This window comes from Bacillus sp. CGMCC 1.16607 (genome assembly GCF_042683745.1).
GTDB lineage: Bacteria > Bacillota > Bacilli > Bacillales > Cytobacillaceae > Pseudoneobacillus.
In genome coordinates this window covers 334,077-355,534 of the sequence record NZ_JBHUJX010000019.1, presented here as the reverse complement: position 1 = coordinate 355,534, position 21,458 = coordinate 334,077, and the positions used below count along the sequence as shown (strand labels likewise).

Annotated in this window: 23 protein-coding genes, 1 pseudogene and 1 riboswitch; of the genes and pseudogenes, 15 read left to right on the top strand and 9 right to left on the bottom strand. The window is 36.7% G+C overall.

Annotated features, from left to right (window positions below; genetic code table 11):
• Positions 1-26 precede the first annotated feature (26 nt).
• Entirely contained in the window at positions 27-1,553 is a 1,527-nt protein-coding gene (locus tag ACFSO7_RS14145; protein WP_377877970.1) for an FAD-dependent oxidoreductase, read from the bottom strand.
• Between the two features lie 218 nt (positions 1,554-1,771).
• On the opposite strand from ACFSO7_RS14145, the pseudogene ACFSO7_RS14140 reads away from it, so the two are divergent.
• Together ACFSO7_RS14140 and ACFSO7_RS14135 are read left to right on the top strand one after the other, a co-directional pair.
• Positions 1,772-2,856 (top strand): annotated as a pseudogene (locus tag ACFSO7_RS14140) (trans-sulfuration enzyme family protein).
• Between the two features lie 21 nt (positions 2,857-2,877).
• Positions 2,878-3,783, top strand: a complete 906-nt coding sequence (locus ACFSO7_RS14135) for a phosphotransferase (RefSeq protein ID WP_377877969.1) — start codon at positions 2,878-2,880, stop codon at positions 3,781-3,783.
• On the opposite strand, the gene ACFSO7_RS14130 is transcribed toward ACFSO7_RS14135, so the two are convergent.
• Positions 3,780-3,914 carry a hypothetical protein gene (locus tag ACFSO7_RS14130; RefSeq protein WP_377877968.1) on the bottom strand — a complete coding sequence of 45 codons (135 nt, stop codon included), beginning with the start codon at positions 3,912-3,914 and terminating at the stop codon, positions 3,780-3,782. The two genes, ACFSO7_RS14135 and ACFSO7_RS14130, sit on opposite strands and share 4 nt — an antisense overlap.
• A gap of 144 nt (positions 3,915-4,058) precedes the next feature.
• Here ACFSO7_RS14130 and ACFSO7_RS14125 point away from each other — a divergent pair, with 144 nt between their 5' ends.
• Entirely contained in the window at positions 4,059-4,787 is a 729-nt protein-coding gene (locus ACFSO7_RS14125) for a polysaccharide deacetylase family protein (RefSeq protein ID WP_377877967.1), read from the top strand.
• A gap of 77 nt (positions 4,788-4,864) precedes the next feature.
• Here ACFSO7_RS14125 and ACFSO7_RS14120 read toward each other — a convergent pair whose 3' ends face one another.
• Both ACFSO7_RS14120 and ACFSO7_RS14115 read right to left on the bottom strand, forming a co-directional pair.
• Positions 4,865-5,866 carry a DUF3231 family protein gene (locus tag ACFSO7_RS14120; protein ID WP_377877966.1) on the bottom strand — a complete coding sequence of 334 codons (1,002 nt, stop codon included), beginning with the start codon at positions 5,864-5,866 and terminating at the stop codon, positions 4,865-4,867.
• 38 nt (positions 5,867-5,904) lie between these two features.
• Positions 5,905-6,270, bottom strand: coding sequence for a DUF1360 domain-containing protein (locus ACFSO7_RS14115; protein ID WP_377877965.1), 366 nt, complete (start codon positions 6,268-6,270; stop codon positions 5,905-5,907).
• A gap of 150 nt (positions 6,271-6,420) precedes the next feature.
• Between ACFSO7_RS14115 and safA the strand changes: the two genes are divergently transcribed.
• The 6 genes from safA (at position 6,421) to ACFSO7_RS14085 (ending at position 10,768) form a co-directional block, all read left to right on the top strand.
• The gene (gene safA, locus ACFSO7_RS14110; RefSeq protein WP_377877964.1) at positions 6,421-7,038 is read left to right on the top strand and encodes a SafA/ExsA family spore coat assembly protein; all 618 of its coding nucleotides are present in this window, start codon (positions 6,421-6,423) and stop codon (positions 7,036-7,038) included.
• Positions 7,039-7,222: 184 nt separating this feature from the next.
• Complete coding sequence (locus tag ACFSO7_RS14105) at positions 7,223-7,570, top strand: lmo0954 family membrane protein (protein WP_377877963.1); 348 nt, start codon at positions 7,223-7,225, stop codon at positions 7,568-7,570.
• Between the two features lie 22 nt (positions 7,571-7,592).
• Positions 7,593-8,240, top strand: coding sequence for a PspA/IM30 family protein (locus ACFSO7_RS14100; protein ID WP_377877962.1), 648 nt, complete (start codon positions 7,593-7,595; stop codon positions 8,238-8,240).
• A 125-nt stretch (positions 8,241-8,365) separates the two neighbouring features.
• Positions 8,366-9,103, top strand: a complete 738-nt coding sequence (gene liaF / locus ACFSO7_RS14095) for a cell wall-active antibiotics response protein LiaF (RefSeq protein ID WP_377877961.1) — start codon at positions 8,366-8,368, stop codon at positions 9,101-9,103.
• A complete protein-coding gene (locus tag ACFSO7_RS14090) occupies positions 9,100-10,143 on the top strand; it encodes a sensor histidine kinase (protein WP_377877960.1) in 1,044 nt (347 codons plus the stop codon). The genes liaF and ACFSO7_RS14090 overlap by 4 nt, the downstream gene beginning before the upstream one ends.
• Positions 10,136-10,768: a response regulator transcription factor gene (locus ACFSO7_RS14085; RefSeq protein ID WP_377877959.1), complete on the top strand. Its 633-nt coding sequence runs from the start codon at positions 10,136-10,138 to the stop codon at positions 10,766-10,768. Before ACFSO7_RS14090 ends, ACFSO7_RS14085 begins: the two co-directional genes overlap by 8 nt.
• Positions 10,769-10,826: 58 nt before the next feature.
• Here ACFSO7_RS14085 and ACFSO7_RS14080 read toward each other — a convergent pair whose 3' ends face one another.
• Complete coding sequence (locus ACFSO7_RS14080; protein WP_377877958.1) at positions 10,827-11,279, bottom strand: DUF2269 family protein; 453 nt, start codon at positions 11,277-11,279, stop codon at positions 10,827-10,829.
• Positions 11,280-11,568: 289 nt separating this feature from the next.
• On the opposite strand from ACFSO7_RS14080, the gene queF reads away from it, so the two are divergent.
• Positions 11,569-12,066, top strand: a complete 498-nt coding sequence (gene queF / locus ACFSO7_RS14075) for a preQ(1) synthase (RefSeq protein WP_377877957.1) — start codon at positions 11,569-11,571, stop codon at positions 12,064-12,066.
• A gap of 51 nt (positions 12,067-12,117) precedes the next feature.
• On the opposite strand, the gene ACFSO7_RS14070 is transcribed toward queF, so the two are convergent.
• Together ACFSO7_RS14070 and ACFSO7_RS14065 are read right to left on the bottom strand one after the other, a co-directional pair.
• Positions 12,118-13,350, bottom strand: coding sequence for an aminopeptidase (locus tag ACFSO7_RS14070; RefSeq protein ID WP_377877956.1), 1,233 nt, complete (start codon positions 13,348-13,350; stop codon positions 12,118-12,120).
• A 390-nt stretch (positions 13,351-13,740) separates the two neighbouring features.
• Complete coding sequence (locus tag ACFSO7_RS14065) at positions 13,741-15,825, bottom strand: DNA topoisomerase III (protein WP_377877955.1); 2,085 nt, start codon at positions 15,823-15,825, stop codon at positions 13,741-13,743.
• Positions 15,826-16,075: 250 nt separating this feature from the next.
• Between ACFSO7_RS14065 and hutH the strand changes: the two genes are divergently transcribed.
• Positions 16,076-17,599: a histidine ammonia-lyase gene (gene hutH / locus ACFSO7_RS14060; protein ID WP_377877954.1), complete on the top strand. Its 1,524-nt coding sequence runs from the start codon at positions 16,076-16,078 to the stop codon at positions 17,597-17,599.
• Positions 17,600-17,904: 305 nt separating this feature from the next.
• Here the strand turns inward: hutH and ACFSO7_RS14055 are convergent, their stop codons facing one another.
• Complete coding sequence (locus ACFSO7_RS14055) at positions 17,905-18,063, bottom strand: hypothetical protein (RefSeq protein WP_377877953.1); 159 nt, start codon at positions 18,061-18,063, stop codon at positions 17,905-17,907.
• Positions 18,064-18,238: 175 nt separating this feature from the next.
• On the opposite strand from ACFSO7_RS14055, the gene ACFSO7_RS14050 reads away from it, so the two are divergent.
• From ACFSO7_RS14050 to sinI, 4 genes are all read left to right on the top strand, one after another.
• Entirely contained in the window at positions 18,239-18,616 is a 378-nt protein-coding gene (locus tag ACFSO7_RS14050) for a DnaJ family domain-containing protein (protein WP_377877952.1), read from the top strand.
• Positions 18,617-18,790: 174 nt separating this feature from the next.
• A complete protein-coding gene (motA, locus tag ACFSO7_RS14045) occupies positions 18,791-19,585 on the top strand; it encodes a flagellar motor stator protein MotA (protein ID WP_377877951.1) in 795 nt (264 codons plus the stop codon).
• Positions 19,578-20,327, top strand: a complete 750-nt coding sequence (gene motB / locus ACFSO7_RS14040) for a flagellar motor protein MotB (protein ID WP_377877950.1) — start codon at positions 19,578-19,580, stop codon at positions 20,325-20,327. Before motA ends, motB begins: the two co-directional genes overlap by 8 nt.
• 240 nt (positions 20,328-20,567) lie before the next feature.
• Positions 20,568-20,660, top strand: a riboswitch (cyclic di-GMP riboswitch).
• A 31-nt stretch (positions 20,661-20,691) separates the two neighbouring features.
• Positions 20,692-20,838 carry a DNA-binding anti-repressor SinI gene (sinI, locus tag ACFSO7_RS14035; RefSeq protein WP_377877949.1) on the top strand — a complete coding sequence of 49 codons (147 nt, stop codon included), beginning with the start codon at positions 20,692-20,694 and terminating at the stop codon, positions 20,836-20,838.
• 49 nt (positions 20,839-20,887) lie between these two features.
• Here sinI and ACFSO7_RS14030 read toward each other — a convergent pair whose 3' ends face one another.
• The gene (locus ACFSO7_RS14030) at positions 20,888-21,217 is read right to left on the bottom strand and encodes a helix-turn-helix domain-containing protein (RefSeq protein WP_377877948.1); all 330 of its coding nucleotides are present in this window, start codon (positions 21,215-21,217) and stop codon (positions 20,888-20,890) included.
• Between the last annotated feature and the right edge of the window lie 241 nt (positions 21,218-21,458).

The following is a 21,458-nucleotide window of genomic DNA, read 5'->3' as shown; positions in this document are numbered from 1 at the left end:
GGCCTCTCTGGCCCTTTTTTACTGCATTATTCACCAACTTTTTTCAATGGCTCTAAGGCTGGACCATTCAATACTTCCCCAGTATAAGAATATCTTGAGCCGTGACATGGGCAATCCCATGTTTTTTCAGCATGATTCCACTCGCATTCACAGCCAAGATGTCTGCAAGTGGTGTCTACTAAATGCAACTTACCATCTGCATCCCGATAGGCACCAGCTCTTTTACCGTCTACCATGACGACGGAGCCTTGGTCAGTTTCTAAGTCACTTGGATCACCAGGGACAAACTCAAGCTTACCTTTAATAAGATGTTTTGCTACATCTGCATTAATTGAAGTGAATTTTTTAAGGCTTGGGTCTGCCTGGAACCTGGATGGTGCGTACAATTCAAGGAAACTATTTTGTTTCCCTAAAACGAAATCACTTAGCATCATCGCTGCAGCTGTGCCGTTTGTCATTCCCCATTTACGATAGCCGGTCGCAATCAATATGCGTTGTTTTGTTTCTGTGATTGGACCAATGTACGGAACCTTGTCCAATGTAATTAAATCTTGTGCTGACCAACGATAAGGAATGTCTTTTACTTGGAAAGTTTCTTCAGCGAATTTTTGTAATGCTAGATGGTGTTTGAAGGTATCCATTCCTTGTCCGGTTTTATGGTTTTCACCACCAATTAAAATTAGATTTTCTCCATTAAATGGGGTGAATCTTATGGAACGGGTTGGATCGTCAGCACTAAGATACATTCCTCCAGGGTAGGAATCTTCTGCTTTCACCCCGAGAATGTAAGATCGTTCTACATACATTCTTGTAAAATAAAAGCCAAGTCCATCATAAAAAGGATAATGGGAAGCCACGATAATAAAGTTACAACGAATTCGATTTCCATCTCTTGTGATGATCGTCGGCTTATCCCCTTCAGGATCTTCAATATCAATGGCAGTTGTATTCTCAAAAAGTTGGACATTGTTCTTTTCCAAGTCCTTTACTAAATGAGTTAAATATTTTGTAGGATGGAACTGGGCTTGATTCGTCATGCGTAAGCCAGTTTTTATGTCGATATTAAATGGGATACTATCCACATTTCCGCCAGAGATTTTTAGTTTTTCATATGCTTTTGCCTCAGTTTGTATTTTTGTAGCGTATTCATCTGTAGTCGCATAAATAAAGGCATCTTGTTCGAGAAAATCACATTCAATTTGTGCTTTTGAAACAGTATCTTTTATAAATTGAATGGATTGGTTAGCAGCATCATAATATTGTTTTGCTCCCTCCACTCCAAAATGCTGAATTAACTCATCATAAATAAGTCCATGTTGGGCGGTAATTTTCGCTGTTGTATGCCCTGTTGTTCCAGTTAATATTTTTCCAGCTTCAATTAAAGCAATTTTGACATTATGCTGACGCAAAATATGTGCTGCCGTAATCCCAGTAATACCTCCACCGACGATGGCAACATCAACGGAAAGATCTTTATCTAACTTTGGAAAAGAGGGAAACTCTAATTCTCGCCAATATGATTCAGGATATTGCGGTAAAGATTTGTTTTGCATGGTTTTCCTCCTAATATATGTACTTGTGGCTATTTTTTCCATGATATGGTCATTTCATGTGTGGTTTGGAAAATATTATTCAAGAAAGAAGGAAAATGAAATTTCTTATGGAAATATGGATTATTATATGTAGTCATTACAAGAAAAAGTGGGTGGAAAAGTTGAGTAAACATTTCGATACAGAAGTTCTTCATGGTGACAAAAAGAAACGAAACATTATGAGTAAAGTAACACCCATCTATCAGACCTCAGCTTTTGTTTTTCGTGATTTAGATGAATTAGAAGGATATTATCATGGTAACGGCCAATATTTATATTCTCGAGTTGCAAATCCGAATACGGATGAACTCGCGGATATGTTGCAAGACTAGAGGGTGCACCCGATGGGGTGGCCGCTTCATCAGGTCTATCGGCGATTCTTGTAGGCGTGCTTGCCGTTGTGAAAAGTGGTGACCATATTATAGCAGCGGATGATGTATATGGTGGGAGTTTTCACATGCTTAAAGCCGGGCTAAGTGACTTAGGCATTGAAACCAGCTTTGTTTCTTTTAAGGATCTCCTTCAAGTTGAAAAATTGATACGCTCAAATACGAAACTATTATTGACCGAATCAATTACGAATCCTCTACTAAGAGTAGAAGATTTGCCGGCAGTAGTAAATTTAGCAAAAAAATATCAACTAGTTACTTTGGTGGATAATACATTTGCGACACCGTATCATTGCAAACCCTATTCATTAGGAATTGATTTAGTTGTTCATAGTGCAACCAAATATATCGGTGGACATAGTGACATTACTGCAGGAGTGTTAGTTGGCAGGGAAGATTTACTCGAAAAAGCCAAGGCAAAGGTTGTTAATCTTGGAGCAAATCTAAGTCCGTTTGAAGCATGGCTGACCACTAGAGGCTTGAAAACATTGGCTTTACGGATGGAGAAACAATCGAAGAATGCACAGAAGCTTGCGCAAGCTTTTTCAAATAATCCACTTGTTCGGCAAGTTTTTTATCCATTCGGAGTGAATCCAGATGGCTTTGGTGCCATGGTGACGATTGATTTGGATCGCACCATAGATGTTAACCAATTTTTCCGTTCCCTAGGTTGGGTTAAAATCGTCCCTACTTTGGCTGGAGTAGAAACGACTGTTTCTCACCCCTTAACGACATCACATCGTGCCTTACCACCTGAAGCGTGTCAAGCGCTTGGGATTACAAAAGGGATGGTTAGAATTTCAGTCGGTTTTGAGAAAATAGAAGATATTATAGATCAATTTCAACTAGCCATTAATCAATCTAAAAAGAATTAATTAAATGAATGGAGTGAAATAATGTCTCAAGCATGGTCTCCTGAAATAGTCGTTACAATGGACGAAGCAAGACATTTAATAGAAGCCCAGTTTCCAGAACTGGCACCTGTCAATATTCAAGAATTAGGAAAAGGCTTTGATAATACAGTATTCAAAGTGAACGATGATTACGTTTTTCGTTTCCCAAGAAAAGAAATTGCCGTTCGATTATTAAACACTGAAAATCAATTGCTACCCAATTTGGTCAATGGATTAAATATTCGAATTCCTGAACCTATCTTTTTCGGCAAAGAGACGGATAGCTACAATTGGCCTTTTACAGGCTATCACCTTGTTAAAGGGACTTCACCTGGGCAATTGTCTGCAGATATTAGAAATAAGTCCGCGGCTCCCTTAGCGCATTTTTTGAGAAAATTGCATCAATTTCCAATAGAAATGGCTGAGAAACTAGGTGTACCTTATGACTGGTTAGAAAGAACGAATATTGGTAAACGAATGAATCCATTGATTGATAACATAAAAAAAGCTATCCAGCTTCAGTTAATTGATGAAGCTGAAACAGCCTTTCATTGGCTTGATTCTATAAAAGATGTTCATTTGGACGAGCAACAAACGCTTGTTCATGGCGATTGTCATATTAGAAATATTTTAGTAGATGAGATTGGAGTCATTTCCGGAATAATTGATTGGGGTGACACCCATCTTGGACATCCGGCGATTGATTTATCGATTGCTTATAGCTTTTTAACACTGCAGGGAAGAGAACAATTTTTCGGAATTTATGGAAATGTTTCTGAAACGACTAAGACCTGTGCAAGGTTCTTTGCTTTATATGTGTCTGTAGTTCTGTTGTTGTACGGACATGATTTACAGGATGCAAAATTAGTAGCCAGTGCAAAGGAAAGCATAAAATTATCATTGAGTTAATCTTTTGTTATGGGATCTATTTTAGTAGAGTCTTCTGAATGTAAGGCACCTTTTAATGAATAAAACATTATACCACCAACGAAACCTAAGCATAGTACAAACCCGAACGTTGTTATCCACCAAATAGCCATGAAAAATCCCTCCTTTGTAAATAAATATGCAAAGGAGGGATTTTTTTGCCTGGTAAATGTCCAATTTTTCAAGCACAAATGTGTTAATAGAATGAAGGTGGTTTGGAACACTATGAGAAAATACGATCTAAAGGAAGGAACCCCATGAAAAGAATGATTTTTATGTTTCTCGTATTACTATGGCTCCCGTTACAGGTTTCCGCAAAGATGGAGGTACCGATTTTAGTCTATCATTCAATTGATGAGTTTAAAGGTCACGGTTCAAAGGAATTATATGTCACACCGGAAAATTTTGAAAAACAGATGACGTACCTCAAAAACAAAGGATTCACATTATTAACTTTTGAGCGCTGGCAAGATATTTATAAAGTGAAAAAGCCAATTTTTATTACCTTTGATGACGGCTACAAAAATAATCAAAATGCTTATAAAATTTTTTGGAAGCTTAAGGATGAGCATTTTCATCCAGCTGGTACGATTTTTGTGATTTCTGATTTTATCGGAAGGGCTAATCGGTTATCTAAAGCTGATATAAAAGATATGGCTGAATCAGGTCTCTTCTCTATTCAATCACATACAGCTACTCATCCTGATTTAACTAAAGATAAAAAATATGTGCACGAGCTAAAGGATTCCAAAGAAACAATTGAAAAAATAACGGGTAAACCAGTGCTTGCATTTGCCTATCCATATGGAAATTTCAATAAACAAGTAGTGGAAGAGACGAAAAAATACTACCGATTCGGATTAACGACAACCCCTGGACCGTTTTCAGAATCAGGTATACAAAATGAACTTTATTTATTGCCGCGTATCTATGTAAAATATTCTACAACATTGGAGGAGTTTACAAAAATGGTAGAAAAAGGTTGACCTAAAAATAGGTCAACCTTTTTCAATGGTTAGTTTTCGAATGAACTGAATGATTCCTAATGCTTAGTAATCCACCATTAATTTTTTTCAAGGTCTTTACGGTTCGGTGCTAGAGGAACTTGTTCTAACCAACCACGATTAACCATAATATTAAAGCCTTCTTCAGAGTAAGTTAAAATTTCAGTCATGAATTTACTAAACTGAGCGGATAGGTCTGCTCTCATAGACATGGACAAGGCATGTCCGAGTAAAGTAACATCAATCGCATTTAGAAAGTTAAATAGAGCAACGATAAACTTATTAGAAAAAGGGGGAAACGTTGAATCGGTTACAAGCATACTTACAGGAGATATGCCTAATAAATCTTCTTTAATTAAAACATTATTAAAAATTTTGATTTGATTTTCGGATATGTCTCTGCCTTTTTTAATATAGGCATGTATTTCTTTGTCTTTTACAACTTGAAGAAGCCCTGAACAAAATAGGATAGAAAAGTAGTTTCGTTCAATATTAAAAAATAACTCGGTTAATTCCATCGTATTTAACGGTCTTTTCTTTCCTGGTAAGGGTAGGATAAACGTTTTTTTCTCAATATATTCTACTTGTTTAGGATAAGGAATCATTGGAGGTCGGTCATATACCCCTTTTGAAAGCATCAAAGTGGTTGATTCGGAATAGAAATCCACAGAATGTTTAAGGGAATCATTGAAAAAAGCTAATACATCAGAACGAGCAACATTTGAAAGGATAAAAGCCGTTTGAACCATTTCCATCCGACTCATCATGTAAAGAAAGCTTAAGGCAAATTCTTCATAAAAGAGTGGTGGGGCTTCTAAATTAATATCCTGATCAGAAAAACCATCGGGGATAGGGATATTTTCTAGGGAAAACAATAAACATATGTCATTAAGTTGTTTTTCCGTAATTGTTAATCTTTTATTTAGAATGGAATAGATCTCTTCGTCCTTTAAATGATGGAGAAAGTATTTGAGAAGGCACCTAGACATCGAGTTTTGAATGTAATTTTGCCATAAGCCTCCAATTTCAGCACTAGATAAGCGAGCGGTACTTTTTCCCATAGGTACCTCCTTGTAGGTGATACAGACAAATCTGTAAATTATGACTTTTTAGAGTAATAACTAACCTTCTTCAAATTTACCCCGACGAATGTTTCAATAATACATTGGCCACCAGCGATCGATAAAATTAATACGATGATGGAAGTTATTTTAGGAAACAATAAATATCCGCCACCTATTAATACCGCACTCCAAACACCAGCACACCAGTAACAATTCAATAGGTAGCCGAACATGTTTTTTGGAACATCCTTCATTTCAGTTCCATGCTCTGTTTCAACTTCTATTTTTTTCATAAAGGGTTTTCGGATAAACTCGGTAATTTTATCAAAAACGATAAGATGAGTTAGTCGGTAACTAGCTAAAATAAGCATGAAATAGGTCATCCACGAAAGCTTAAACATCATCAAAACCCCTGACTATTCGACTATTTAATAATATGATTTACTCGTTTTATTGAAATATACAATGTTGCTGCTACGAATAGAAACATTTATAAAAATCTTCGTATATTTTATTTTAAATTTCAAACTCTATATGTGGAGGTGTGCGAAATGATAAAAAAACACATATGGATTTCTATTGTATTGATTGTTTCTCTGTTTACATTACCGAATGTTTCACACGCACAGCAAACTTACACAGTACAGCCAGGTGATTCTTTATGGAAGATTGCGGTTCGCTATCAAGTGGGAATATCAGAGCTTATTCAAGCGAACCCTCAATTTAAAAATCCAAATTTAATCTATCCAGGGCAAAAGGTGACGATTCCAAATTTTGATGCGATTAAAAGTGTTGAAAATCAAGTGATCCAATTAACAAATCAGCAACGCGCTAAATATGGATTAAAGCCATTAGCCGCAAATTGGGAATTATCACGTGTGGCTCGTTACAAATCAGCTGATATGCGAGACAAGCGTTACTTCCAGCATGATAGTCCTACTTATGGTTCTCCATTTACAATGATGAAGAATTTTGGAATTACTTATCGAAGTGCAGGAGAAAATATCGCTGCAGGTCAAAGAACTCCACAAGATGTTGTAACATCTTGGATGAATAGTGAAGGGCACCGAAAAAACATTCTAAATCCTAACTATAATCAAATTGGAGTTGGCTACGCAACTGGTGGTTCATATGGAACCTACTGGACCCAAATGTTTATCCAAAAATAATCTACTTTAACGCATTAACGTGCCGGGGGACTGTCCCCCGGCACGTTAATGCGTTAAAGGGAGTCTTTTATCAAGCGGCTTACGCTCTTCTACGCCTCAAGTCCTATTTCAAAATAAAGCTCAGGCTCGTTATGGGAAGTTTTTAAAATAGGTAAGATGAGTACATAGAAAGGAGGAAATGAAAATGAAAAAGTTCGGTTTGTTAGTAGTAGGTGGTATTGCAGCAATGGTCCTTTTCTCAATGATCGGTCCAATGGTAGGTCTTGCTGTCAGCTTGCTCGTGTTGTACTTCGTTTTCAAGAAATTCCTAAAGACGGAGAGCACGATGAAGAAGATTGGATGGGCAGTAGTGGGGTTAATTACTTTAACAATAGCAGTAGAAAATTTCCCTGCTATCTTAGGACTAGTTGCAGCATACATCCTATATGTTGTGTATAAAAAATGGAACAAAGCAGACACAGTTGTTGTGAAAGAAAGCGATGATCCATTCGAGAATTTTGAAAAGCAATGGAATGAATTAAAACAATACTAATGAATAAGGGAGAGTTATTACAATGACAAATTTATTCACACGATTAAAAGATATGATTACAGCTGATTTACACCAAGCTATGGACCATAAAGAAAAGAAAAATCCGATTGCCCTTTTAAATCAATACTTACGTCAATGTGAACAAGAAACAGAAAAGGTTCGTAAGTTATTGGAAAGACAATATTCATTAAAAGATGAGTTTACCCGCGAGCTTCGATTTGCGAAAGAAATGGCGGATAAGCGTAAGCATCAATCACTAGTGGCACAAAAAGCTGGTGAAACGACATTATTTGAATTTGCTTCACAAGAGCAATCACAGTACGAAGAAAGAGTAGTTCGATTAGAAAATTCATTACAAATGGTGCAGCAACAATTAAATGACTTAGAGAAAAAATATGAAGATATGAAACATAAATTGAAGGATATGAATATTCGCCGTTTGGAATTAATGGGCAGAGAAAATGTAACTCGTGCAAATCACCGTATGGATAAAGTACTAGATTCCAATCAATATTCAGATCGCTCATTTTCAAGGTTTGAAGAAATTGAAAATTACTTAGATCGACTAGAGCATCAAGTAAATAGCTCTTATTTCCGGAATACCATAGATGCAAAAATAGCTCAATTAGAAAAAGAAATGAAAGTTGAACAAACTCATTCTATTTCTTAGGTAAATCATGGTATTCTAGAAAGGGCGTAGATATACTACGCCCTATTAAAAAGTTGATTAAGGCTTTAAAATGAGACTAATAAAAAAATATATTACTATGGCATATAAAGAGAGGGGATAAGTGGATGTTAAAAAGAATAAAAAGTGACTATGTCAGCTGGATGATTCTCATCGGGGCGGTTATCCTCTTATTGGAAGTAACCTTTTTCAATAGTGGTCTTATTTTCTCTCTTTTTATTTCCATCGTAATGGTTTATCTTGGACGAAAATCAATGCAGAGAAAGTTAGGAAAGCTACTATTTTGGGGAGGTATCGTATTTTTTACTGCTAGTGTTTTTAATATGATGACATTCCGGTTTCTACTTTTAGCGATTCTCATTCATTTCGTCATCCAATTTGCTCAATCGAAACGTGTTCCAAGTGTGATAAGCCCTCTAGTGAAGGAGAAGTCAGATCAACCGAAACAAGTTGAGCAAGTGATCCATCGTAAACCGCTATTCCGAAATATCCTATTTGGACAGCAAAGAACCCCAGACCATGTATATGAATGGAATGATATAAATATTCAAACTGGGGTAGGCGACACGATTATCGATTTAAGCTACACGGTTTTGCCAAAAGGAGAAACAGTGGTTTTTATTCGTAATTTCATTGGAAATGTACAAATATTTGTTCCTTATGATTATGAAGTGTCCGTTCATCATTCGGTTTTAATGGGTACATCAACTGTATTTGATCATCATGAACCAAAAATGTTTAATCAAGTTCTTCAAATGCAAACGGCTGATTATGAAAAGGCAGAGCAAAAGGTTAAAATCTTTACCTCTGTATTTCTTGGAGATATTGAGGTGAAGAGAATATGAGTACACTTCAAAGACAAGTGCTGTGGGGTGTCGGTTTCTCGATTCTCATGATGGCCCTATTATTTGCGGCCTTTTTCTTCGTGTTTCCAATAACTGATTGGTGGGAGCTCTGGGAACGAGATATTGCAGATATTCCATTTTTACTATTTATCCCTGCGGTGAGTGTTGGACTAGGTGTTTCTTTTGGATTATTATCGGGTCTTTTTTGGCGAAAAAATATTCTATCCATTGATCGACTTCTTCATCAATTAGAAGAAGGAGTAGCTGTCGAGATTAAAGAGGCGAATGTATGCCAAGAAGTAGATACTATTTATAAGCGAATTGAAAAAATCTATAAACAAATTACAGAAAAGGCAAAGATCTCTCAAAAAATGGCAACAGAAAAAGTGGAGGATCAAGAGCAGCGAATTCAAGAAATCATTTCTCAAGAAAGGAATCGTTTAGCTCGTGAATTACATGATTCTGTAAGTCAGCAATTGTTTGCTGCATCGATGATGATGTCAGCCATTAACGAGACAAAGCCAGTTACAAATGAACGTGAAACGAAACAGTTGAAAATGGTGGAGGAAATGATTCACCAATCACAATTAGAAATGAGAGCATTGCTTCTCCACCTACGCCCAGTAGCATTAAAAGGAAAGACGTTACAAGAGGGAATAGCGGAGCTGTTAATCGAATTATCTCAAAAGGTTACGATGGAAATCCAATGGAAAGTGGAAGACATTTCATTGGATAAAGGGATAGAGGATCACTTATTTCGTATTCTTCAAGAATCAGTTTCTAATACACTGCGCCATTCAAAGGCTAGTAAACTTGAAGTACTGTTAATTAAAAGAGATGATCTTGTCATCATGAGAGTGGTAGATGATGGTGTTGGATTTGAAGTCGAGGACGACAAAGCTGGTTCATATGGAATGCAAAATATGCATGAAAGAGCGGTTGAAGTCGGGGGAACATTGAAAGTAATAAGTATTAAAGATAAAGGGACTCGATTAGAGGTAAAAGTACCAATAACGTATAAGGGTGAGGACGATGATTAGAGTTTTGTTTGTGGATGATCATGAAATGGTTCGCATAGGGGTTTCTTCTTATTTATCAGCTCAATCCGATATTGAAGTTGTAGGAGAAGCGGATAACGGAAGACGTGGTGTAGAGCTAGCGCTAGAACTCCGCCCTGATATTATCTTAATGGATTTAGTCATGAAGGAAATGGATGGCATTGAAGCAACTAGACAAATCATCGAGCAATGGCCAGAAGCAAAAGTGATTATCGTTACAAGCTTTTTAGATGATGAAAAAGTGTATCCAGCATTAGAAGCAGGTGCAACGAGTTATATGTTAAAGACGTCAAAAGCGGGAGATATCGCCAATGCGGTAAGAGATACTTACCATGGTCAATCCGTTTTAGAGCCTGAAGTAACTGGGAAAATGATGTTGAAAATGAGACAAAAAACGGTTCATCTCCCACATGAAGAATTAACATCCAGAGAGCTTGAAATTCTCCTATTAATGGCTGAGGGAAAAACGAATCAGGAAATCGCGGATGAATTATTCATCGCATTAAAAACAGTAAAAACCCATGTAAGTAACATACTAAGCAAGCTCCAAGTTCAAGACCGCACCCAAGCAGTCATCTACGCATTCAAGCATTCCTTAGTCCAATAAATTAGTTTAGCACTTTAAAGCGGTGGGGGTCTGACCCCCACCGCTTTAAAGTGCTAAATCAAAATGGTTTTAGTGACATGAGGATGATTAATATAACGGCAGATGTATGAAGAATGGCATTGTAAGGTTTGAGTTCTAAATTTATCTTTGTAAATTCTTCAGGTAGGTCTTCACCTGTATATTCATGAATAACTTGTTCCATTCTTTTAATCTTTTTAGGCATGATTCCGGCGACGATAACTTGAACTGCTAAATAAATGATAATTGAGGTAATGTACCAGACTTTTGTAAAGAGTTCTGTATTTAATACACCTAGAATAAGTCCAGTTAATAATAGAGCAATACTTCCAATCTTAACAGTCGTCTCAATTTTTTTATTTAGTCCTATGGAATATCTTGCTTGTTCCGCTGTCTTTGCCCCTTTCAGAACCGTTGGCATTGCAAAACTTGATCCAAGTCCTACTACAGCTGCAATTACATGAACTAAAACAATAAACCCATAAACTGTCATTCCTTCATCTCCTTATAGTTCAATAGTACGATATATTTTATTATTATAAAGGGATGATATTACTGTTTATAAAGTATTTTTTGAAGGTTAGGAAAATGGTAAAAGGCATCTTGATAATTTTTTCCGTTGACAGAATACAAGCTTTTCACTATAGTAGCAAATGTTACTATTAATTGTATAAACATTCCCGATCAATTAGGGAGAGGTTCATAGCGAGAAACCCTCTATAAAAAACTACGGCTTACCTCCAAGTTTGTTTGTACAGTTCTATCTTAAGGAGGTTTTCAAAATGAGTGGAAGAAAAGATGAAGAGCTAACGGGTATTACTTTATTAGGTAATCAAGGAACAAAATATGTATTTGAATACGCACCAGAAGTATTGGAAGCATTTGATAATAAACATCCAAATCGTGATTATTTTGTAAAATTTAATTTTCCGGAATTTACAAGTCTTTGTCCAAAAACAGGTCAACCTGATTTTGCAACACTGTATATTAGTTATATCCCAGAACAAAAGATGGTTGAAAGTAAATCATTAAAGCTGTATCTTTTTAGTTTTCGAAATCACGGAGATTTCCATGAGGACTGTATTAATATCATCATGAATGATTTAATCGAGCTTATGGATCCAAGATATATAGAAGTATGGGGGAAATTTACGCCAAGAGGTGGGATTTCGATTGATCCATACACAAATTACGGCAAGCCGGGAACGAAATATGAGAAAATGGCAGAGCATCGTATGATGAATCATGATATGTATCCAGAGAATATAGATAATAGATAAATTTAAACAAAAACTCGCCCTAATAGGCGAGTTTTGTGTTTTTGTTCAATATTAAAACGCCCAGTTTCCACCGCGGAACAATGGTTCCACTTTACCATCAGCAGTGATCCCATCGATATCCATATCCGCAGAACCAATCATGAAGTCAACATGTGTTAGACTTTCATTTAAGCCATTTTCCTCAAGTTGTTCTGGAGTCATTTGTTTTCCACCTTCGATACAGAACGCATAAGCACTGCCGATTGCAAGGTGATTCGATGCATTTTCATCAAATAACGTATTGAAAAATAGAATATTTGATTGTGAAATTGGTGATTGATGCGGTACAAGAGCAACTTCGCCAAGATAGTGGGATCCTTCGTCCGTTTCAACTAAACGTTTTAAAATATCCTCACCTTGCTCAGCCTTAAAGCTAACGATACGACCATTTTCAAAAGTAATACTGAATTTATCGATAATATTTCCGCCGTAGCTTAATGGTTTTGTGCTTGACACGGTACCATTTACACCTGTTTTTAACGGAACAGTGAACACTTCTTCTGTTGGCATATTTGCCATGAATTCATGACCTTGTGCGTTCGTACTTCCAGCGCCAACCCATAAGTGTTTTTCAGGTAACTCAATCGTTAAATCAGTACCTGGAGCTTTATAGTGTAACTTATGATAGCGTTTTTCATTTAATAGTCCGACTTTTTCATATAATGATTTGTCGTGGTTTTTCCAAGCCTCAACAGGATTTTCTAAATCAGAACGTGTTGCTTTAAAGATAGCTTCCCAAAGGAAAGATACTTGCTGTTCTTTTGGCTCATTAGGGAATATTTTTGCTGCCCACTCAGGTGAAGCTGCTGCAACAACTGTCCAGCTCACTTTATCTGACATCATAGCTTGGCGGTATTTCTTTAAAGCTCCACCAGCTGCTTTTTGGAAGTTGCCAATTCGCTCTGGGTTTACGCCTTTTAATAAATCAGGTGAAGAAGAAACGATTGACATGAATGCTGCATTGTTATCAGCAAGATCCTCTAATTCCTTCGCTCTCCATTTTGGATATTCATGGAATGCTTCATCTGGAGCAAGTTCATATTTTAAACGAGATACAGCATCGTCATTCCAATTGACAATGACATTATGTGCGCCCACTTCATAGGCCTTCTTAACAACTAATCTTACAAACTCAGCAGCATCAAGTGTTCCATTGATTACAAGGGTTTGTCCCTTTTGAATATTTACCCCTACTTTTACAGCTAACTCAGCATATTTCTCCATTTTTACTTGAAAGTCATTCATTCTCAAAACCCCTTTTTCAGAATGTTATATTTTATTGTAACGACTATTATTAGAAAAATAAACTAATTGATTTCCCTTTTTGAAAAAATAAAGAGAGGGGATTACTCCCACTCTCAAGATTATTGTTCTTTATGTGAATAGACCTTTATATGTGCAATAACGCCAAAAGTGAAAATGCTTACAAATGTTAAAACGCCTGTAAAAGTATTAGGAGACAAGTAATCATACCATTCCATCTGATCGTCCACTCCTTAATATAACAGATTTTACTTTTTTTCAATATTATTATATCTAATTATATTACAATTTTGTGAACTTTCAAGGTATATTTTGTGAACATATTTAAGACGAAAACAGTTCAAACAATAAAGTTTGAACTGTTTACCTTTACTATTTGTCCTTCAAAGCAGCCTTCAATAAATCCCCTAAACTAGTTCCGAAATCATCCTCTTTCTGAGAATATTTCTGAACTAGTTTGCGTTCCTCATGTTTAGAAACGGCTTTTTTCTTTGCTTCGGCTTTTTCGACTAAATTACATGGTCGACATTGGAAGTAGGCGCCGGCCTTGCCATCATGAATCTCCATTTTCTTGCGGCATTGTGGGCAGCGGCGATTCGAAAGCTTTGGATCTTTGCGACGGCGATAACTGCATTCATGGCTCGAACAAACTAGAATTTTTCCTTCTTTCGTATTTCGCTCTTTAAGAAATGATTCACACTCTGGACATTTCGAACCAGTTAAATTATGTGCGCGGTATGTTTTATTACTACCTTTAATCTCGCCAACAAGCTTTTCAGTTTGCTTCCGAATGTTTTGTAAAAATTCCTTTGGACTCGCTTTTCCTTTGGAGATGAGCTCTAATTGCTCTTCCCATTTTGCAGTCAGGTCAGGAGATTTTAGTTCATCGTTAACAAGCTCAAAAAGTTGCTTACCTTTAGCTGTTGGAATAAGCTTCCCGTTCTGGCGCTCTACGACTTCCGTTTCAATAATTCTTTCAATTAATTCTGCTCGAGTAGCAGGAGTCCCTAAACTGAATTTCTCCATTTTTCCTAATAGGTCGGCCTCAGTAAAGCGACTTGGTGGTTCGGTCAAACCTTTTGACACTTGAACAGAGCGAATCGAAAACTTTTTGCCAACATCTAAATGTAACTTTTTATCATTTGAATTCGTTTGATTGGTTAATACCTTTTTAAAACCTAGGTTTACAATATTCGTTTCACGTAAGACGAGATTTTCTTTCCCAGCTTTTAAAGTGATATGAGTTGTTTCGAATTCATATTCAGGGTAGAACAATGTCAGGAAGCGACGTGTGATTAAGTCGTAAACCTTCCGTTCATCTGAATCCAATTGATCCAATCGAAGTCGTTCCTCAGTAGGGATAATGGCATGGTGGTCGGTAACTTTCGCATTATTAAACACCTTTTTAGCAGAAACCTTTCCACCATTCTTAATCGGTAGCTGGGTTTCTTCTTTATAACCGGATGAAATGGCTTGTAAGCGCTCAAGCATTGTTGCTTCCATATCAGTTGTTAAATAGCGCGAATCAGTTCTTGGGTAAGTAACCAATTTGTATTGTTCATATAATCGTTGCAGGACAGTCGATGTTTTTTTAGCTGAAAACCCAAACCGTTTATTGCAATCTCTTTGAAGTTCAGTCAAATCATAAGGGAGTGGTTGAGCTTCTTTTTTATTTGTTCTCTTCACATTGTCGACGATAGCTTCTGTATTTTCGAGCTGCTCCTTTATTCGATTAACGGTGTTTAGGTCGAAAATGCGCTTCTCGCCATCCTTTTCCCATTCGGCATCACTTGATCCAATGGGTACTTTGATCGTCCAGAATTCTTTCGGCACAAATTTCTGGATTTCTGACTCCCTTTCTAAAATTAGAGTCAAAGTAGGGGTTTGCACACGTCCTGCGGAGAGTGGGTCTTTATACTTTGTTGTTAAAGCTCTCGTTACATTTAAGCCAATAAGCCAATCGGCTTCTGCTCTACAAATGGCTGATTGATAGAGATTTTCAAATTGCTGACCTGGCTTTAAATTTTTAAATCCGTCTTTAATTGCTTTATCTGTATAGGATGAAATCCATAATCTTTTAAGCGGTTTGCGCCATCTAATTTTTTCCAAAATCCAACGGGCAACTAATTCACCTTCTCGTCCAGCATCGGTTGCAATGATGATTTCACCAATATCGTTGCGTTTAGACAAGTTTTCAATAGCCCGAAACTGATGATGTGTTTGTTTCATCACATTTAATCCCATTTTGTCAGGGATGATTGGCAAATCCTCTAAATTCCAAGTTTTAAATTTTGTATCATATTGTTCAGGCATTTTTAGTTCAACTAAATGTCCAAGAGCCCAGGTTACAATGTATTCTTGGCCTTCTATATAGCTTTTGGATTGGTTTTTACAGCCAAGTACACGAGCAAGCTCTCTAGCCACGCTCGGCTTTTCAGCTAAAATTAATGATTTCATGAAAAAAACTCCTTTCATTCCATTAACAGTATACCGAAAAATGTAGCTTCTTGACAAAATTCGAGGGGAAAGCATAGAATAGAATGAATGGTATGTATTTTTAGATAATTCAAATGTTTCCTTAAAGGAAGAGGATTGCGATGTTGCATACAAACCCAACTAATCATTTAAATAGTTTTTTTCAAAAGAGTCTGGATTAAATTAATCCAGGCTCTTTCTTTATTATATTAAAGTGGTAGAGGTGAGAAAGATGGTTGAATTAAACGGTCATTTATTAACATTAAACACAGTAAAAGTGATATTGAAGAAAGGGTTGAATGTTTCGGCATCCAAGGAAAGTTTAGCCATTGTTCAAAAAAGTCGTGATGCGGTTGATAAAATTGTGGCAGACCAAAAAGTAGTTTATGGCATCAACACGGGATTCGGAAAGTTTAGTGATGTTCCTATCGACCAAAATGATGTGAGAGAGCTGCAAATTAACTTGATCCGTTCCCATGCTTGTGGGGTTGGAGAACCGTTCCCGAAAATCGTTTCAAAAGTGATGCTTTTATTAAGAGCGAATGCATTATTAAAGGGTTATTCAGGCATCAGACCAGTTGTCATTGAGCGATTACTTGAGCATTTTAATAAAGATATTGTTCCTGTTATTCCACAACAAGGTTCGTTAGGTGCTAGTGGGGACTTAGCGCCGTTATCACACTTAGTCTTGCCTCTTGTTGGCGAAGGCGAAGTCTTTTATCAAGGAAAGAGAATGCCAGCTGGCGAGGTGTTATTTTTAGAAGGAATGACTCCCTTGACGCTTGAGGCAAAGGAAGGCTTAGCGTTAATTAATGGTACGCAGGCGATGACTGCTATGGGAGTGGTAGGGTATTTAGAGGCTGAGGATTTGGCTTATCAAGCAGAACTCATTGCTTCCCTTTCACTTGAAAGCCATAGAGGAATTATGGATGCTTTTGCAGAAGAAATTCATGTAGCACGAGGATACAAGCAACAGGTAGATACGGCGGCAAGAATAAGAGGTTACTTGAAGGATAGTAAATTAACAACTAGCCAAGGAGAGGTCCGCGTACAAGATGCTTATTCGTTAAGATGTATCCCACAAGTACATGGTGCATCCTGGCAAGCGTTGGATTATGTGAAAGAGAAATTAGAAATTGAAATCAATGCGGCAACAGATAATCCGCTTATTTTCCATGATGGGGATATGGTCGTTTCAGGTGGAAATTTCCATGGGCAGCCAATCGCTTTTGCAATGGATTTCATGAAAATTGCAGTGGCTGAGTTAGCCAATATTTCTGAGCGTAGAATCGAACGTTTAGTCAATCCACAACTAAATGATTTACCACCGTTTTTAAGTCCAGAGCCAGGCTTACAATCAGGTGCGATGATCTTACAATATAGTGCTGCTTCATTAGTTTCGGAAAATAAGACGCTGGCACACCCAGCAAGCGTGGATTCGATTCCATCATCTGCTAATCAAGAGGATCATGTAAGTATGGGGACAATCGGATCTCGTCATGCATATCAAATTATTCAAAATGCACGTAGAGTATTAGCTATCGAGATTATGTGTGCGCTGCAGGCTTTAGAGTATCGTGGGGTCGACCTAATGGCATCTGCGACTAGATCCATGTTTGAAAATGCTCGTGAAATCATGCCTTCGATTGTGAAGGATCGCATTTTCTCTACGGATATTGAAGCATTAGCAGAATGGATGAAAAACACTTCTGTTGAGGAAATGTTGATTCATCCAACCACAAAACAGGAAGCATAATTTTAAAGGGATAAGTCCAAATTCAAGGACTTATCCCTTTGTAAATTGTCCAGCTTCAGCGCCTAGCCCCGACGTACAGGATGTACTAGTGTCGACAATGCGACAGGACGTCGCGTTTTTGTCGACCTCGAGGTCAAAAGTTCGCCACCCAAAAAGTCAAAGAACGACTTTCTGGGTGGCGAAGCATTTGCTTGGCAAACCAAAGAACGGTTTGCATAAGTGCGACTAGGTCTCTGGCTTCGCTTCTCTCGCCAATCGACCAGTCTTCTTTATCGGGGCTGATCAAGGCGCTTACGCTTTTCTAATTATTCAGATTCCTCTACCCGATTTTTAAAAGCTTCTTGTGTAACAATGAATTCCTCATCCTCAATTGCTTGTTTTGCCTGTCTTTCTACTTGATTGTTTTTCGGAAGATCGCCTGGATGACCTTTCTTTTTATGTTCGAAATGATTTCCGCGTGCCATAATTTATCGACTCCTTTCACTTTGACAACGATAGATTTCCCTTCATAGGTGATAAGTATGTAAAGAGGAAATGAGTTGCGTAGTATTAAAAGTTTCAGACTAATAAAATGTATCTTTCTCCCCTTTCGTTTATAATGAGATTAGGAATTAACATGCTGTTCGAGGGGGATTATTGATGGATTTTTCGTCGATTGTTTCAGATCATAAAATTCGTAAGGCATATGAAGATGGGGAGTTTGAAAATTTACCTGGCTTTGGTCAACCTTTGAAGCTAGAAGATTTATCGGGAATTCCAGAAGACTTACGAATGGCTTATCGCTTAATGAAAAATGCTGGATTTTCAAATGAAGAAAACAAGATAAAGCAAGAAATGATGACGATTGAAGGATTAATGCGCAATTGTGAAGACCCTGATGAAAAACAAAAACTACAAAAAAATTTAAATGAGAAACTCCTTCGATTTAATCAAGTTATGTCGAAAAGAGGCAAAAAGACGAACTCATCTATGTTTAAGAATTATGAAACTAAAATTGATAAAAAATTGTTTAAATAATTAAAAGCGCATATTCCTTGGCAAGGCTGCGCTAAAAAATAGGTTTCTGGAAGGACTATACCTGTAGTCTTTCTTTTTTTGTATCGAAATTTTTCTAAAGAAAACAGAAAAATTGTCGAAATAAAATATAACAGAAAGATTTTAAAGTTTGAGATAAGATAGGTGAACGGTTTTATGGATAAAACGTCGTTAATTGGTATTATATTAGCAATCATAGCAGTTGGGTATGGGATGTTCTTAAAGGGAGTAAGTCCGTCTGCATTAGGGAACCCCGCAGCACTTCTAATTATTATCCTTGGGACAATCGCAGCAGTTACCATTGCTTTTCCAACAAATGAGTTAAAAAAGGTACCAAAGCTTTTTGGCATTCTATTTAAAGAAAAGAAATTAATGTCTCACACCGAGTTAATAAGAATGTTTTCAGACTGGGCACAACTTGCTCGTAAAGAAGGATTATTATCTTTAGAAGCTAAAACAAATGAAGTGGACGACGCTTTTTTAAAAAATGGTCTATCTTTAGCTGTTGACGGTCAAAGTGCAGATTATATTCGCGATGTTCTTTCCGAAGAGATTGAGGCGATGGAGGAACGACATTTGTCTGGTGCCGCTATTTTTACTCAAGCGGGGACATATGCTCCGACACTGGGAGTTCTTGGAGCAGTAGTTGGACTAATTGCCGCATTAGGTTATATGAATGACATCGAAGCATTAGGACATGCAATTTCAGCGGCATTCGTTGCAACACTAATGGGAATCTTTACTGGCTACGTTTTGTGGCATCCTTTCGCAAATAAATTAAAACGAAAATCGAAACAAGAAGTAAAACAAAAGCAAATGATGATTGAGGGAATTCTATCCATTTTGGAAGGGGAAGCGCCGAGAGTTATTGAACAAAAACTGGCTTCTTATCTACCTGCAGGTGAACGTAAAAAATTCCTTGAGGAAAGTGTTGTGAAAAAGGATGAGTAGGCGTAAAAAAAAGCATCACCATGAAGACCATGTTGATGAATCATGGTTAATACCTTACGCAGACCTTTTAACATTGCTACTTGCTTTATTTATAGTATTATTTTCGATGAGCTCGATTAATGCCCAAAAGTTTAATGCTATGTCAAAAGCGTTTAATCAAATTTTCACTGGTGGTGAGGGTGTATTAGAATTTCCTTCGCCAGTTCTTGAAAAAGTAACACAAGCAGAGAAAGAGGATAAGGAAGAAGAGTCAACACAAGAGGAAATGGATCAAGACCACAAAGAATTAGAAGATATACAGGGGAAGGTTAATCAGTATATTCGTGATAATAAACTACAAAATAAACTTGGCACGGAGCTTACGGATGAAGGTTTATTAGTAAGAATTCGAGATAATGTGTTATTTGATTCTGGAAAAGCAGAAATTCGTAAAAAGGATTTAAAGGTCGCTAATGAAATCTCGGGTTTACTCATTATGAATCCTCCAAGAAATATCATTATTAGTGGGCATACAGATAATGTGCCGATTAATAATTCGAAATACGAGTCAAACTGGGATTTAAGTACTATGAGGGCTACTAGTTTTTTAAAGGTTTTATTAAACAATGATAAATTAGATCCACGTTTATTTAGAGCAACAGGATTTGGTGAATATCAACCAGTAGCATCGAATAATACAAAAGAAGGAAAAGCGAAAAATAGACGTGTTGAGATATTAATTCTTCCGCGTTACCAAGACTAGACATTTTCTGTTTAGTCTTCTTTGATTTATTTTCGACTTATGTAGCAGTATTTTGACTTATTCGATGTTGTAGTAACATTCTAATTTTTATGAAAATTCAGCATGTTAGCACAAAATGTCTTAATTTGGTAGAAGTTGTTGGAAAAAGATGGTTAGAATAGTAAAGTGTATGACAAGAAACAACACCCTACTCTAAATGAACTAGATATAATAACTTTAGAAATAATCCTTAAGTAGGAATTCAGAAAAGGGCTAACCTATTGAAAGGTAGGGGCGCAAAGTTGCAGATCTAAGGTAATGTAGTCACATTACGATGATGGCTGAACTGCCTGGGATACAGATGATGTATTTTGGGGGAGATAGGGTGAGTAGGAGAATGGACTGGTTAAAAGATTTAGACAAAGAATGGGTTCAACTAATTATGGAAGCAAAGCAACTTGGAATGGACTTAAGCACAATCAGAGAATTCCTACACGGGAATGAAATTAAAGAGCTATTGATTGAAAAATAAAGAGAATGAAAAAGTATTTCTTCATGAGAAGAAATACTTTTTTTGTCAATTATTCATTCTTACTTTGGTTTAATTTCCATCTATTAAACTCTAGGAATTCACGAAATTGTTCCTTTGATATCCCAGAGCCCATCGCTTCTTGGACCAACTTTAACCAATCTGTGTCCAAATCTTCTTTATCTATCGGATCATGAATTAAATTATCGACAGACACCCCTAGTACCGCAGCAATTTTCTCTAAAAATTGAATCGAAGGATTAGTTTGTAAGTTTCTTTCTAAAGAACTTAAATACGATTTGGCCACACCAGCTTGTTCGGCAACTTCGGATAATGACATTCTTTTTTCTAATCGCAGTTGTTTAACACGTTCACCAATCATTGAGATTCACTCACTTTAATGTATTTAGTTTTAACCATTATAACAAAATAAATTAAAAAGTTCCATATAAAGAACAGATAATTTATGGAAATAGTAAAAAGGGAGGATTGAAATGTAAATTACCTTTGTGCATTGTTCCTACAGGTAAAAGTGGTGCCTTTTACTTAGTTTTCTGACAACAATTTACTTAGTCAATCAAACCTTTGAACAACAAAATCCTACATATAACCTAACAAAATGT

What these genes read in the sequence shown, in the direction of transcription:
- ACFSO7_RS14070 (WP_377877956.1), bottom strand. Translation starts at nt 13,350, where the DNA reads ATGAATGACTTTCAAGTAAAAATGGAGAAATATGCTGAGTTAGCTGTA.
- ACFSO7_RS14055 (WP_377877953.1), bottom strand. Translation starts at nt 18,063, where the DNA reads ATGGCACGCGGAAATCATTTCGAACATAAAAAGAAAGGTCATCCAGGC.
- ACFSO7_RS14050 (WP_377877952.1), top strand. Translation starts at nt 18,239, where the DNA reads ATGGATTTTTCGTCGATTGTTTCAGATCATAAAATTCGTAAGGCATAT.
- ACFSO7_RS14135 (WP_377877969.1), top strand. Translation starts at nt 2,878, where the DNA reads ATGTCTCAAGCATGGTCTCCTGAAATAGTCGTTACAATGGACGAAGCA.
- liaF (WP_377877961.1), top strand. Translation starts at nt 8,366, where the DNA reads ATGTTAAAAAGAATAAAAAGTGACTATGTCAGCTGGATGATTCTCATC.
- ACFSO7_RS14115 (WP_377877965.1), bottom strand. Translation starts at nt 6,270, where the DNA reads ATGTTTAAGCTTTCGTGGATGACCTATTTCATGCTTATTTTAGCTAGT.
- ACFSO7_RS14030 (WP_377877948.1), bottom strand. Translation starts at nt 21,217, where the DNA reads ATGATTGGTGAACGTGTTAAACAACTGCGATTAGAAAAAAGAATGTCA.
- ACFSO7_RS14125 (WP_377877967.1), top strand. Translation starts at nt 4,059, where the DNA reads ATGAAAAGAATGATTTTTATGTTTCTCGTATTACTATGGCTCCCGTTA.
- safA (WP_377877964.1), top strand. Translation starts at nt 6,421, where the DNA reads ATGATAAAAAAACACATATGGATTTCTATTGTATTGATTGTTTCTCTG.
- ACFSO7_RS14120 (WP_377877966.1), bottom strand. Translation starts at nt 5,866, where the DNA reads ATGGGAAAAAGTACCGCTCGCTTATCTAGTGCTGAAATTGGAGGCTTA.
- ACFSO7_RS14130 (WP_377877968.1), bottom strand. Translation starts at nt 3,914, where the DNA reads ATGGCTATTTGGTGGATAACAACGTTCGGGTTTGTACTATGCTTAGGT.
- motA (WP_377877951.1), top strand. Translation starts at nt 18,791, where the DNA reads ATGGATAAAACGTCGTTAATTGGTATTATATTAGCAATCATAGCAGTT.
- motB (WP_377877950.1), top strand. Translation starts at nt 19,578, where the DNA reads ATGAGTAGGCGTAAAAAAAAGCATCACCATGAAGACCATGTTGATGAA.
- queF (WP_377877957.1), top strand. Translation starts at nt 11,569, where the DNA reads ATGAGTGGAAGAAAAGATGAAGAGCTAACGGGTATTACTTTATTAGGT.
- ACFSO7_RS14065 (WP_377877955.1), bottom strand. Translation starts at nt 15,825, where the DNA reads ATGAAATCATTAATTTTAGCTGAAAAGCCGAGCGTGGCTAGAGAGCTT.
- ACFSO7_RS14085 (WP_377877959.1), top strand. Translation starts at nt 10,136, where the DNA reads ATGATTAGAGTTTTGTTTGTGGATGATCATGAAATGGTTCGCATAGGG.
- ACFSO7_RS14100 (WP_377877962.1), top strand. Translation starts at nt 7,593, where the DNA reads ATGACAAATTTATTCACACGATTAAAAGATATGATTACAGCTGATTTA.
- ACFSO7_RS14145 (WP_377877970.1), bottom strand. Translation starts at nt 1,553, where the DNA reads ATGCAAAACAAATCTTTACCGCAATATCCTGAATCATATTGGCGAGAA.
- ACFSO7_RS14090 (WP_377877960.1), top strand. Translation starts at nt 9,100, where the DNA reads ATGAGTACACTTCAAAGACAAGTGCTGTGGGGTGTCGGTTTCTCGATT.
- ACFSO7_RS14105 (WP_377877963.1), top strand. Translation starts at nt 7,223, where the DNA reads ATGAAAAAGTTCGGTTTGTTAGTAGTAGGTGGTATTGCAGCAATGGTC.
- hutH (WP_377877954.1), top strand. Translation starts at nt 16,076, where the DNA reads ATGGTTGAATTAAACGGTCATTTATTAACATTAAACACAGTAAAAGTG.
- ACFSO7_RS14080 (WP_377877958.1), bottom strand. Translation starts at nt 11,279, where the DNA reads ATGACAGTTTATGGGTTTATTGTTTTAGTTCATGTAATTGCAGCTGTA.